Origin of the sequence: Streptococcus australis (assembly GCF_015553625.1) — a bacterium.
GTDB lineage: Bacteria > Bacillota > Bacilli > Lactobacillales > Streptococcaceae > Streptococcus > Streptococcus australis_B.
This window is the reverse complement of sequence record NZ_JADNGY010000004.1, coordinates 46,139-59,798: the sequence shown is the minus strand read 5'-3', so window position 1 is coordinate 59,798 and position 13,660 is coordinate 46,139. Positions and strand designations below refer to the sequence as shown.

Sequence of the window (13,660 nt, the reverse complement as noted above, 5' to 3'; positions counted from 1 at the left end):
TACCTACTTCCGTTTCCGAGCAATCAAATGGATTGGGGTTCCTTCAAAGACAAAGGCTTTCCGAATTTGATTTTCCAAGAAACGAAGATAAGAGAAGTGCATGAGCTCTTCTTCATTGACAAAGACCACAAAGGTTGGTGGCTTGGTAGCAACCTGAGTCGCATAGAAGATTTTTAGACGTTTTCCTTTATCTGTCGGTGTCGGATTAATGGCAATGGCATCCATGATGACATCGTTCAAGACAGCTGAAGGAATCCGTGTATTTTGGCTCTCACTGATCTGCTTGATCATATCTGGTAGCTTGTGCAAGCGTTGCTTGGTCAAAGCAGAGACAAAGATAATAGGTACATAAGATAAGTATTGGAATTGATCTCGAATATCATCTTCCCATTGCTTCATGGTGTGGTTATCCTTTTCAAGGGTATCCCACTTATTGACCACGATGATCATCCCTTTTCCAGCTTCATGGGCAAATCCGGCAATCCGCTTATCGTACTCGCGGATTCCTTCTTCTGCGTTCAAGACCATCAAGACCACATCCGAGCGATCGATAGCCCGCATAGCCCTCATCACAGAATATTTCTCTGTATTTTCATAGACCTTACCAGATTTCCGCATTCCGGCTGTATCAATCATGGTGTACTCTTGGCCTTCTGCATCGGTGAAATGGGTGTCAATCGCATCTCGCGTAGTTCCTGCTACAGGACTGGCAATGACGCGGTCTTCCCCAAGGATGGCATTGATCAGACTAGATTTTCCGACATTAGGGCGGCCAATCAAGCTGAACTTGATGACATCTGGATTTTCTGGCTCCCGATCCGTCGGAAGGTTTTCAACGATGGCATCCAAGACATCCCCTGTACCAATCCCGTGCACAGATGACACTGGCAAGGGTTCGCCCAGGCCAAGAGCGTAGAAATCATAGATGTCAGTTCGCATCTCTGGATTATCCACTTTATTGACCGCTAAAATGACTGGTTTGTGGGTCTTGTAGAGCATCCGAGCGACATACTCATCTGCATCTGTAATCCCTTCTTTTCCAGATACGACAAAGACAATGACGTCTGCTTCATCCATGGCAATCTCCGCTTGGTGCTTGATTTGCTCCATGAAAGGTGCGTCCACGTCATCAATCCCGCCAGTATCAATAATACTAAATTGGTGGTTGAGCCACTCAGCCGTTGCATAAATACGGTCCCGAGTAACCCCTTCGACATCCTCGACAATGGAAATCCGCTCACCGGCAATCCGGTTAAAGAGCGTTGACTTCCCGACATTTGGACGTCCTACAATGGCAACAGTAGGTAAAGCCATGGTGTCCTCTTTTCTCTTATTTTTCTAGTTGGTGTTTCTTTAATAATTCTGCCGTAGCAGCTGGTTCTTCCTGTCCAAATTGGGCAGCCAAGCGTTGGCTCCAAGTATCCGTTGCCCGTGCTCCAGCATAGGCAGTCTGTACTCGATCAAAGGCTTCAATCACTTCAGGAGTCTGCTCCTGGTAACTTTCTTCGAAGACAACAGCTTCCAAAGGAAGGCGGGGCTTCACAGGATGGTTCTGATTTGGCACTCCTAAAGCCATCCCAAAGACAGGATAGGTGTAGTCTGGTAAGTTAAATAGTTTGGCCACTTCAGCCGCTTCATACCGAACCAAGCCAATAATGACTCCTCCGTAGCCTAGACTTTCAGCAGCTAGCAAGGTATTCTGACCTGCCAAGGCCGCATCTACAGAAGTAATCAATAAATTATCTGGTCCTTCTGGATGGAATTGATCCGTATGCATTCGAACCCCTTTTTCAGCTCGGTTGAGATCTCCTACAAACAGTAAGAAAACAGAGCATTGACGAATTGCCTCCTGAGGGACGAATTGATAGAGCCCCTCTTTCTTTTCCTGGCTTCTCACTAAGATAATGGAATAAGACTGGAAGTTCTTCCAAGAGGAAGCCATCTGTCCTGCTGTTAGGATTGCTTGAAGGTCTTCCTCTTTGATGTCCTCCTCCTTAAAGCGACGGACAGAGGAATGAGATTTCATCAAATCAATAACAGGATTCATCGGCGATTTTCTCCTTCTAGGCGGACTTCTTTAGCAAGGAACTTGATTCGCTCCATGACACGTTTGGCTTGCCAAGTCTCATCTCCATTCCGAGATGTAGCAAAATGACGTTCCAAATCTTCAAAGTTGAAATTCGAAGTAAAGAAGGTTGGAAGAATCTCCTGCATCCGATGTTGCAAAATCACTTGCAAGACTTCATCCCGGACCCAAGGCGACATTTGCTCTGCCCCAATATCATCAAGAATCAAAATTTCAGCCTTCTTGACCTGATCCAACATCTCTTTAACCTGACCTGTATTAATGGCATTTTTGACATCGATGACAAAGCTTGGGAAATGTAGAATGGTGGAGGAAGCCTGACGTTTTTCAGACAAGTCATGAGCAAGAGCTGCCATCATATAGCTTTTCCCAACTCCAAAATCTCCATATAGAAAAATCCCTTTACGAGCTTGAGGATAGGAAGCAACAAAATTGGCCAACTCTTCAAAGGCTCCAAAACGCCCACGATCATCCAAGTCGACTTTCGCTAAGGAAGCTTCCTTCAAGGTGCTTGGTAAGTTGATCAGCTGCAAGCGTCTATTGATAGCGGCTTGTTTTTGTGCCTCGATTAATTCAGGTGTCTCCTCATAGGAAACATCCGCATAACCTTCATTCATGACTAAAACAGGCTTATACCCTCTTGCAATATAATCTGCATCCCCAAGGACAAAGCGATTGCGCTCACTGATGTATTGGTTAAATTTGGAAATGCTACGACGGATTTCTACATCCGATAAACCCTCCTTTTGAATAAAGGTTGCAATCTCAGGTTCGGCGAGAATTTGAGCTACCAATTCTTCATAATTGAACTGCTGTGATCGATTCATCTGGGACATGGTTTTCCCTACGCTCTCCATTTACTCCCCTCCTTGATTTAATTTCTCGAGCAAGGCTCGTTTTTGTTGTTCCAGATTAGCCTGTTCTTCTTGGCTAGTCTGATTGGTATAGTTAGGCTGACTCCACTTCGGAACATTGGTCTTTCCTGTCGCTGACCCACTCTTAGCTACTTTCTCTTTTGCTTTTTGTAAATGGGAGTCTTGGCGCTGGCGGATCTTCAGAACGGCCTCCTCAGCCGTCTTTATCCCCTCATAAGCAAAGTCATTTCCAACTTTTAAGGCATACTTTTCATTGAGATTGGCGGAAGCAACCTTGTTAAAGGTAAACAACAAGATCACATTTATAACTTCATCTAACAGGCCTAAACGGGCCAAGTCAGAAATTACTTGGCGTTCTGATTGGGTCACAACAGCCTTACGCGCTTTTTTTATTCCTGCTAAAAATTGACGACTGGTCTTATTTTTAGCTTCCCGGATAATGGCCCTTTCCTGCGGAGTGAACTCATCCTTACCTTTTTCTTGTGGCTCTTGGGTCAGTTTTTGTCTCATCCGTTTGGTCGAAATGACCAAATTAACCGCTGTCTCCTTGGCCAACAGATAGGTCTCGTACCAAGTCCAATTCTTCTCTTCGGTGATGGCATAAAGAACTAAGAGGTCCTCTTGTTCGTTCTCAAAACGAAGGCCATCCCGTACCATTAATTGTTTAAAGTGCTCTAAACTGAAGGAAGATACTTTCCTCTGAGGGGTCGAAACACCATCAATCCCAAAAATAGAGGCAAAGTTCACCTTCCGTTTCTCTCCCTCTGGTTTTTCAGGAAGCAAGTCACGAACTGCTGCTTCTCCTATTTTTTTCTCCAGCAACTTCTGATAAGCGATATTCGCGAAAAATTGATCTGCTTCTAGCGGAGCCAAAAATCGGAACTGAATTCCTTCATCTGTCTCAAAAACCTCTAGTAAATTCATGGCAATCAAACGGTCTAGACTTTCGAGAAAATGAGCGAAACCTAGATCCAAATGATTTAAAACAACAGCAATCAGCCGTTTTTCTTTCCCCTGATCATAGAGACTCAGCAGAAAAGTATATAATTGACTTGCTTGAACACCTAATATTGGTCCATACAGATGCGTGAAAGAGGCTCCTGTAGGCGCTAAATAATTATTCTTCAAGAAAGAAAATGAAGTATTGGGCTTCATCTATTTTTCCTTTTTCTTCTTCGTTCCTTTGGTAATCTGCTTTAAGAGACTTTCCAATTCACCAACATCCTTGAAACTACGATAGACACTCGCAAATCGAACATAGGTAATTTCGTCCAATTCTGCTAACTCGTCCATGACAAGTGATCCGATATAGTCACTCTGGATCTCATTTTCACTCTGACTACGAATCTTTTGTTCGATTCGCCCCACAATTTCCTCAATTTCGTCACTCGACACGGGACGTTTCTGAGCAGATCGAATAATCCCATTAAATATTTTATCTCTAGAAAACTGTTCCCGGGTGCCATCTTTTTTCACCACAACAAGAGTCCGCTCTTCTACTCGTTCATAAGTGGTGAAGCGATGATGACATTCATCACATTCTCTTCTTCTACGAATCGTTTTTCCATCTTCTGCCTGGCGACTATCTACAACACTAGACTTATTTCCGCCACATTTTGGACACCGCATGGACACCCTCCTTATCGTTTCTTAATACTTTATTCTATCATATTTAGGGCTAAAGTGAAAGCAAGGGAAATAAAGAAAATCCCTAGCCTCCTGGAGGGATAGGGATTTGAATATTATGGTAAATACAAGTCAGCTGACAAACCATAATGGTCGCTGACGAGAGGCTGACTAGAACCATCAAACACAACTTCTAGCCGTTCGATAACCCATTCTTTTGAGGTGAAAATATAATCAATCCGCAAGGGTACTTGATTATCATCCCATCCATCAATTCCAGGACCTACAGTGTAAGTCCCCTTGGTCTGGCGAGCTTCAATAAAGCTATCTTGAAGAGCTAGCGGGCTCGCTAAAATGGCTTCATAACCTTCTTGCCCAGCTGGATTATTAAAGTCCCCAGCTAAAATCAAAGGCTTTTGCAATTGGCTAAAGCGTTCTTCTAAACGCGCCCACTCTTGCTGGAAGCCTTTGTCCCACCAAGAGAGGTGAACACTGGCAACAGCAATGTCTTTCCCATCAACTTGGGTTTCTGCAATGGCAATCCGTCGTGTATGATAATCTGTTGGATCATTCACATCTGAAACCAAGAGTTCGCTTGCCTGGATTGGGGTACGCGATAGAATCGCCACACCTTCATGATAACGGTCATAGCCGATATGGTTATAAGCCCAGGTCCAGTGGTAGCTCAATCCTTCTTCTTCTAATTTTTCAACTAAACAACGAACATAGTGATCCTGATGGATCGGCTCCGAAGAAGGAGTTGGATGGTACAAGTCATTAACAGGAACAACTGGACTTTCGATGGTCTGATTAATTTCTTGGAAACAAATCAAGTCGTATTGCTTTTCAAGAATGTCTTTTAATAAGTCCTCAAATTTTTGTTGGGGATTTTCTTCCATCCAACTATGAGTGTTTAAAGTTAAAAATTTCATGATCCTACTCTCCTAATAGAGAATTCCCTGTATCCAATAGATACAAGGAATAACTCTCATAGATTATAATTCAACCTTAGCAACCACAGCATCTGCTGGAAGTTGACCAGTTTGTGTAAGAGTAACAGATTTAATTGCTGCACCATTTGTGAAGACTACAACTGTTGAAGTTGCACGTCCAGCTTCACGAATAGCATCCAAATCTGCTTCTACCAATAGGTCTCCCGCTGCCACTGTTTGGCCTTCTTCTACCTTCACTGTGAAAGGTTTACCTTCCAAACTTACAGTATCAAGACCGATATGAACGAGGACTTCAAGACCAGATTCTGTTACCAAACCAAGCGCATGTTTGGTAGGGAAGACGCTTGTCACCTTACCAGCTACTGGTGAAACAATCTGACCATTTGCTGGTTCAACTGCAAATCCGTCACCCATCATTTTTTGTGAGAAGACTGGATCTTGAACTTTTTCTAATTCAATGACTTGTCCTTCAGCAACTGAGTGAACTTCTTCCGTCACCCCTTTAAAGGCAACTTCTGCTTGTTGAACCGCTGTCTTTTGACTTGGAAGAGTTTCAGGAATCACTTCACCTGAGTCTAACAAATCTTGGATATCTGATTTCAAGACGTCCGCTTTTGGACCGTAAATCGCTTGGACACCTTGTCCTTTCATGACAAGTCCCATTGCTCCTTCAGCCTTCCATTGTTCTTCTGTTCCGACTTTAGTTTCGTCTTTAACAGTAACACGAAGACGAGTCATACATGCATCTACATCGACGATATTGGCACGACCACCAAGAAGGTTAATGATGTTAACCGCTTGAGAAGCAGCAGCCACTTTACTTGAACCTGAAGTTTCAGACTCTTCTGCACCACCCTCAGCTTGTTCGTAGTTTCCATTACGTCCAGGAGTTGCGTAGTTAAATTTCTGGATCATGAAGTTTGCAATGAAGTACATGATCACTGCAAAAAGTACAGTTACCCAGATGAAATTAATGATATCCATACCAATACCAGCTTTAATGGTCATTGGTGTACGAGTCAAGAACTCAATTGATCCAAATGAATGGACACGGAGATTGACGATATCTGCCATCGCGAAGGCTGCACCTTGTACCACTGCATAAACGAGGTAAAGAGGCATTGCTACGAACATAAACATGTACTCGATTGGTTCTGTAACCCCTGTGAGGAAGGTTGCAAGAGCAGTCGCAATCATCATCCCTTTGTATTTGTGTTTCTTATCAGGGTCTACATTACGGTAAATGGCAAGGGCAACCCCCATCAAGATACCGAATGAACCGATCATTTGTCCCACTTTGAAACGAGCAGGTGTGACAGTATCCAACAAGTGTTGGTAAGTAGCAGGGTCAGAAACTTTTGTATTTCCTAAGTCTGTAATCCAAGCCAACCAAAGTGGATCTTGACCAAATACTTGAGTGCCTTTTGCTGCACCAGTTAACACTTCATAAGTACCACCCAATTGAGTATAGTTGATTGGGATAGTCAACATGTGGTGAAGACCAAATGGAAGCAAGAGACGTTCCAAGGTACCGAAAGCAAATGGTGCTAAGATTGGAGCAGTCTCTTTTGAGTTAGCAATCCAAATACCAAAGTTGTTAATTCCTGTTTGGACTACTGGCCATAAGAATGACAAGATAAGAGCCACAATTGCAGAACGAAGGATAACGACAAATGGAACAAAGCGTTTCCCGTTAAAGAATGATAGGGCATCTGGTAACTTGCGGTAGTTGTAGTATTTGTTAAAGGCTGTTGCCCCTACAAAACCGGCAATAATCCCAACGAAAACTCCCATATTCAAGGCAGGTGATTCTAACACACTCGTGAAGTAATCAGCAACCTTGATAGATCCACCAAGAAGTGTTTTCACCTTCGCTTCTGGATCTTTCAGCATATCTCCTGTTACACCGAACATCACACCAGTGATCCGGTTAATCAGGATAAAGGATAGACCTGCTGCAAAGGCCCCACCCGCACGTTCTTTCGCCCAGCTACCACCGATAGCGAGAGCAAAGAGGATGTGGAGGTTTCCGATAACCCCCCAACCGATCTGTTCAAGAACACCACCGGTAGTTACCAAGAAACCAAGTTCTGGATTAATCATTGCAATGGTTTTACCAAGACTGATCATCAGACCTGCCGCCGGCATAACTGCAATGACCACCATCAACGCTTTACCGAATTTTTGCCAAAATTCAAAGCTTAATAGACTTTTGAATGATTGTTTATTCATCATTCGACCTCCTTATAAAATTGAAATGCCCGCAATACGAGAAAACGTTTGCATATTTCACTTACTATTATACCACTTTTTTTCTTTTTGTAAAGCCCTTACATGTAAATTTTTAATTCACAAACATTATATACAAAGGCCTTGGAAATACTGTAATCCAGGCAAACGTTTGCTTCTTTCACAAGATTTTAAAAAAATTTTTTTAAAAAATTTTTCTTTCTTCCTTTTTGACAAACAAAAAAATCCCTTTGAGATTTCTCATCAAAGGGATTGTTGTTATTCTTGCATTTGGTAGCCGACACCTCGGACAGTTTTGATATAGCTCTTTTGTCCTGGAAGATCTATTTTCCCACGAAGATAGCGAATATAGACATCAACGATATTGGTTTCTGCTGTACTCTCATATTTCCACACCCGCTCTAAGAGTTGCTCCCGACTAAGGACATGTTTGCTTCCCATCAAAGTCGCTAACAGGTCATATTCTCGACGTGTCAGGTCAATCACTTCTTCTCCCCGATACACCATATGATTCTCGACATCAATACGCAAATTTCGATAGGAAGTAGGAGCTTTCATCTGATTACAATGTTGGTCAATAAAATCACGACCTCTAAAAATAGCGATGATTTTCTCAACCAAATCACTGATCACGAATGGTTTGATGACATAAGATACTGCAAATCGTTGGATACTCTCCATATGCTCTGAAATTTTCTCACGACTATCCAAGACAATCAAGACTGCTGCAGGACGAATCTGGCTCAGACGCTGGGCAAACTCTTCCCCACTCATATCTTCTAGTTCGTAATTGAGAAGAATTAAATCATATTCTGTAGCCTGCAGGAGTTTCAAGGCGAGTTCCCCTTGTTCTACCAAATCAACTACATAGCCTGCTTTCTGAAGTTCTAAATCAATAAAGCGCGCTAAATTCTTTTCATTTTCTACTAGTAATATCCGCTTTGTCATAACCTACAATTATTTTTCGTCGTACCAAGAATAGTGGAAGGTACCTTCTTTATCCTTACGTTGGTATGTGTGAGCACCGAAGTAGTCACGTTGTGCCTGGATCAAGTTCGCTGGAAGATCCGCTGAACGGTAGCTATCAAAGTAAGTGATAGCTGCTGAGAAGGTTGGGACTGGCACACCAGCTTGAACAGCAAGAGCTACGATATCACGAACAGATTGTTGATACTTAGCAGTGACATCCAAGAAGTACTCATCCAAAAGAAGGTTAGCAAGGTCTGCATCACGGTTGTATGCATCCGTGATCTTTTGCAAGAAACGAGAACGGATGATACAGCCATCACGCCAGATAGAAGCGATGTCTGCAAATGGCAAGTTCCAGTTGTTTTCTTTAGATGCAACACGCAATTGTGCAAAACCTTGTGCGTATGAAATGATTTTTGAGAAGTAAAGGGCTTGACGGATCTTTTCGATCAACTCAGCCTTATCACCTTCAAATTTGAAAGCAGCTGGTTTTGGAAGCACCTTGCTAGCGTGTACACGTTCTTCTTTGTATGTAGAGATGTAACGGGCAAATACTGACTCCGTAATGAGTGACAATGGCACACCAAGGTCAAGCGCTGATTGGCTAGTCCATTTACCAGTTCCCTTGTTTCCTGCGGCATCCAAGATGTAGTCTACGATTGGGCCATCTTGACCTTCATCATCTTTACGTCCAAGGATGTCAGCCGTGATTTCGATCAAGTAGCTGTCCAATTCGCCCTTGTTCCACTCAGTGAAGATTTCAGCCATATCTTGAGCTGAAAGTCCAAGCAAGTGTTGCATCAAATCATAGCTTTCTGCGATCAATTGCATGTCCCCATACTCGATACCGTTGTGGACCATTTTCACGTAGTGACCAGCTCCATCAGGACCGATGTAAGTCACACATGGTTTGCCATCTTCTGGTGCTTTGGCAGAGATTTCTTCAAGAACGTCTGCTACCAATTCATACGCTTCTTTTTGTCCACCAGGCATGATAGAAGGACCTTCAAGGGCACCTTTTTCACCACCAGAGACACCAGTACCGATAAAGTTGATACCAGAGTTGGCCAACTCTTCATTACGACGGATAGTATCTTTGTAGAAAGTGTTTCCTCCGTCAATCAAGATATCGCCTTTATCCAAGTGTGGAAGAAGGGCTTGGATGGTTGCATCTGTACCAGGTCCTGCTTGAACCATAAGCATGATACGACGTGGTTTTTCAATTGAGTTTACAAAGCTTTCGATATCATAGCTTGGCACAAAGTTCTTTTCAGGATGGCAAGCAACAACATCTTCTGTTTTTTCTTTACTACGGTTATAGATAGCAACTGTGTATCCACGAGATTCAATATTAAGGGCAAGGTTACGACCCATTACGGCCATACCAACAACACCAAAGTTTGCTTTAGTCATGTGACACTCCTCTTTATAGTTTGCCTATATTCTACCATTTTTTGACATCAAATGAAAGTAGAAAATAGCTTCCCACTTCTCCAAGAGAGAGAAGATCATACAAGTCATTTGATCTTAAAAACAAAAGTGCCCGAGAAACAGTTCTCAGACACTTACTTATGAATGGCATTAATCTTCTTTTGAAGCTAATTCATCCGCTTCAATGACCGGTTGTTCTCCTTCTTTGAGTTTGTTGACCGTCATATTGACCCCAAGAGCTCCTGCTAGTAATTGACGGATATCAAATCCAGCTCCTTGAGAGACTTGATCGATACTTTGCATGATATCACCCACCATCTTAGAGGCGTTTCCTTCACCATACATGGTGATCTTATCCACCTTGGTCAATGGCTCAGCGACAGCACGCGCAATTTCAGGCAACTTATCAACGACCATTTCAGTAATGGCTGCTTCTTGCATTTTCTTCATTGCTTCGGCCTTTTGGTCCAAACCTTTGGCTTCCGCTTCCAGTTTCAAGCGAATGGCTTCGGCCTCGGCGCGACCTTTGGCTTCAATAGCTTCGGCCTCTTGCAATTGGGCGAATTTCTCAGCTTCGGCTTGGGCTTTCCGAGCTTCTGCTTCTTTTTGTGTTTCGAAGAGTTCTGCTTCCGCCTTGCGTTGGCGTTCGATCAATTCTGCTTCTGCAGCTTGTTGACGCGCATATTTTTCAGCTTCAGCTTGTTTGCGGATGTTGGCATCCAATTCTTGCTCACGAACCTTAACTTCGCGCTCTTTGACTTCCGCTTCTTTTTCCTGTTTCATGATATTGGCTTCGGCTGCCACGCGCTCTTGTTCACGACGTTGCACTTCTGCCTCAATCCCTTTAGCGGCATCTGCTTTTGCTTGGGCAATATCTGCTTCTTGCTTGAGGGCTGCTTGTTTGAGTTTTAATTCGTTTTGTTTTTGCGCGATTTCAAGATCAGCAGCGACGCGTTTGTCGTTGGCCAATTTATCTTGTTCTGCTTCGACTTCCTTGCGTTCGCGTTCCGCTTTGGCTTTGGCAATCAAGGCATCTTTCTTGATGGTTTCAACATTTTCAATCCCGAGGTTATCGATGACTCCCCCTTCATCAGAGAAGGATTGAACCGTAAAAGCGATGACTTCCAGACCCATTTTGGCCAAGTCTGGTGCTACGTTGTCCTGCACTTTTGAAGCAAACTCTTGACGGTCATTGACCATCTTACGGAGCTCCATCTGACCGATCACTTCCCGCAAGTTTCCTTCCAAGACATCTTGGACAGAATTGGAAATATCTGTCGTATTCCAGTTCAAGAAGTTTTCTGCAGCCCGGGCAATCATTTCATCGGTTGTACCAATTTTTAATTTAACAGCTGCATCGGCACGGACGTTAATGAAGTCCAGTGTTGGGACTGCTTCTGACGTCCGAACATCTGTCGAGAATTGCTCAATATCAAGATAAGAGCGTTGTTCGACAAAGGGAATCATAAAGCCAGCTTTCCCACGCAAGTGACGTTGTTTCCGAAGACCTGTAATGACCACGACTTCGTTGGGTTTAGCGTTCACATAACCTTTAACAAGCAAAATCAAAATAATAACTGCGACTATTAGGCCGGTAATCAACCAGCCTGGAATAAATAAAGTATCCATACTTTTTCTCCTTTTTAGAGGTCTACCCTCTGTTGTTTATTAATCCTAGTATATCAAAAGAAGGCCTTTCCTCAAAGAAAAGGCCTGTATTTATGTCTAAATTTATCAAATGTAATCTCTAGCTTATTCTTCGTCAAACAAGCCATTTAGACCAGCGAAAGGACTGTTTTCTTCTTTCTTGATCACTTGAGCAGCTTGGTATTCTTCTTCGGATAGGATTTTCCAATCATTGCCCTCGATAAAGCCTTGACCAGCCTCCTCTTCTGGAGTGAGAACCTTGAGAGGAATATTGAGCAGAATATTATCCGCTACACTCTCACTCAGGTCAATCTTCCCACCTTCGATTGGAAGGATCAAGTCTTCCTCAAGAGCTTCGATATCTGCCTCTGACTGTACATCCTCCGCAAATACCTCTGTTACAGGATAGCTCTCTTGAATCTCAACAGGCTCCATGCTTCGGCTAGAGGCCAAAACGATGGTGTAGGTCAACTGGTAATCCAAGACATAAAGACCTGTATCATAGGCTACTCCCCCTGTCGCTGTCACATTCTTCAAATCAAGAATTTCTGGATTGCGCTTTTGCAGATCCTTTAACAAATCCAACTCTTGATTAAATGCTAGTCCTTCAGGATTTTTACGGATTTCTTGTGTAAATAAGTTCATTCTTTTGTCCTCAAATCTTCTAGATACTACTAGTATATCATGAAGCTGTCCCTTCAACCAAGATGTCTCCTCAAAAATTTGTTATAATCATGAAAAAAGATACAGAGACTAGGCAAATTGGTGTTGTACACAAGGGTCCCACCATCTCTTGGACAAAAGAGGTTCACTTGCTAGGGCATTGAGCAATGTTAGATAGAGGAGAATTCATGAAAGAAATCGGAGCAGTTTTTCGGCAAATACGTGAAAGTCGCCACATCTCTTTAGAGGAGGCTACGGGTGGCGAATTTTCGCGCTCCATGTTATCTCGATTTGAAAGAGGGGAAAATGACCTGACGACGCAACGGTTTTTTCAGGCCCTTCAACAGATCAAAACCAGCCTCAGTGAGTTTTCCCATCTAGCTGGTATCGATCAGCACTCCTTTATTCCCAAATTGTTGAAAGAGCACTATGAAAACATGAGCTTGGAACACGACCAAGCCTTGTACCAAAGCTACCAACTAGCCTATCAGAAAGATCACAAAAAAGAAGACTTCTTAGCCAGCATTATTCTCAAGGCCCAAATGCTTGGCAACTATCCTGAGGTAGAGTTGGCTGCTAGCCAAGAGGAACTAGATTTCCTCTATGACTACCTCTTCTCTGTCATGGTCTGGGGAAATTTTGAGTTAAGCCTATTTTCACTGACCTCTCCTCTTTTCTCTAGTCAGCTCTATCGACAATACACAGTGGAGTTGGTCCAACGTGAGGATTTCAAGCTTCTCCTAGATTCCTCTCGTCCTGCCATCAATTCTATTTTCCTTAATGGCTTTTTTCTGGCCATTAATTCAAATGAATTTGAAGATGCAACCTATTTTGATCACCTGATTAACAACCACTTTTACTCTGAGAACGAAGCCTACCTTCGGACGGTTTATCTCTACGCCAAAGGAGAATTTCTTTATCGGAAGGGTGAAAAAGAAGCTGGTCTTGAAAAGATGGAGCAGGCCATCCAGGTTCTCTCTATTCTGGATTGTAAGGACAGTGCCAACTACTACAAACAGGGCCTGCAAGAACTGATCAAGGAATCCTGAAAAGAGAGTGGGACAGAAATCGGTAATTCGTTAGAATTCGATTTCGTCGTCCCATCTCCGCACAGTTGAGTAGGGCTGTAAAAGCTGATGAAATCAGCGTAGTAGAGCCCA

Annotated in this window: 12 protein-coding genes; 1 reads left to right on the top strand and 11 read right to left on the bottom strand. The window is 43.1% G+C overall.

All coding sequences use genetic code 11. The features are described from left to right. Nucleotides 1–3: 3 nt before the first annotated feature. From der to I2D56_RS04415, 11 genes are all read right to left on the bottom strand, one after another. Nucleotides 4–1,314 (bottom strand): ribosome biogenesis GTPase Der, encoded by a 1,311-nt coding sequence (gene der / locus I2D56_RS04465; RefSeq protein ID WP_129822391.1) that lies wholly within the window; start codon nt 1,312–1,314, stop codon nt 4–6. A gap of 16 nt (nt 1,315–1,330) precedes the next feature. After that, nucleotides 1,331–2,047: an NADPH-dependent oxidoreductase gene (locus tag I2D56_RS04460; protein ID WP_195348063.1), complete on the bottom strand. Its 717-nt coding sequence runs from the start codon at nt 2,045–2,047 to the stop codon at nt 1,331–1,333. Continuing rightward, nucleotides 2,044–2,943 (bottom strand): primosomal protein DnaI, encoded by a 900-nt coding sequence (dnaI, locus tag I2D56_RS04455; RefSeq protein ID WP_023024133.1) that lies wholly within the window; start codon nt 2,941–2,943, stop codon nt 2,044–2,046. Before dnaI ends, I2D56_RS04460 begins: the two co-directional genes overlap by 4 nt. Next, nucleotides 2,944–4,116: a DnaD domain protein gene (locus tag I2D56_RS04450; RefSeq protein WP_195213674.1), complete on the bottom strand. Its 1,173-nt coding sequence runs from the start codon at nt 4,114–4,116 to the stop codon at nt 2,944–2,946. Next, nucleotides 4,117–4,590 carry a transcriptional regulator NrdR gene (gene nrdR / locus I2D56_RS04445; RefSeq protein ID WP_006595763.1) on the bottom strand — a complete coding sequence of 158 codons (474 nt, stop codon included), beginning with the start codon at nt 4,588–4,590 and terminating at the stop codon, nt 4,117–4,119. A gap of 113 nt (nt 4,591–4,703) precedes the next feature. After that, nucleotides 4,704–5,519, bottom strand: a complete 816-nt coding sequence (locus tag I2D56_RS04440; RefSeq protein WP_129822394.1) for an endonuclease/exonuclease/phosphatase family protein — start codon at nt 5,517–5,519, stop codon at nt 4,704–4,706. 63 nt (nt 5,520–5,582) lie between these two features. After that, nucleotides 5,583–7,772 (bottom strand): PTS transporter subunit IIBC, encoded by a 2,190-nt coding sequence (locus I2D56_RS04435; protein WP_154854190.1) that lies wholly within the window; start codon nt 7,770–7,772, stop codon nt 5,583–5,585. Nucleotides 7,773–8,048: 276 nt separating this feature from the next. Then, nucleotides 8,049–8,738, bottom strand: coding sequence for a response regulator transcription factor (locus I2D56_RS04430; protein ID WP_195348062.1), 690 nt, complete (start codon nt 8,736–8,738; stop codon nt 8,049–8,051). A gap of 9 nt (nt 8,739–8,747) precedes the next feature. Next, nucleotides 8,748–10,172 carry an NADP-dependent phosphogluconate dehydrogenase gene (gndA, locus tag I2D56_RS04425; protein WP_006151777.1) on the bottom strand — a complete coding sequence of 475 codons (1,425 nt, stop codon included), beginning with the start codon at nt 10,170–10,172 and terminating at the stop codon, nt 8,748–8,750. Between the two features lie 168 nt (nt 10,173–10,340). Continuing rightward, nucleotides 10,341–11,819, bottom strand: coding sequence for a flotillin family protein (locus I2D56_RS04420; RefSeq protein ID WP_123159489.1), 1,479 nt, complete (start codon nt 11,817–11,819; stop codon nt 10,341–10,343). A 123-nt stretch (nt 11,820–11,942) separates the two neighbouring features. Beyond that, complete coding sequence (locus tag I2D56_RS04415) at nt 11,943–12,482, bottom strand: DUF177 domain-containing protein (protein ID WP_195348061.1); 540 nt, start codon at nt 12,480–12,482, stop codon at nt 11,943–11,945. A 206-nt stretch (nt 12,483–12,688) separates the two neighbouring features. Between I2D56_RS04415 and I2D56_RS04410 the strand changes: the two genes are divergently transcribed. Beyond that, nucleotides 12,689–13,549, top strand: a complete 861-nt coding sequence (locus I2D56_RS04410; protein ID WP_129270168.1) for a helix-turn-helix domain-containing protein — start codon at nt 12,689–12,691, stop codon at nt 13,547–13,549. Nucleotides 13,550–13,660: the final 111 nt, after the last annotated feature.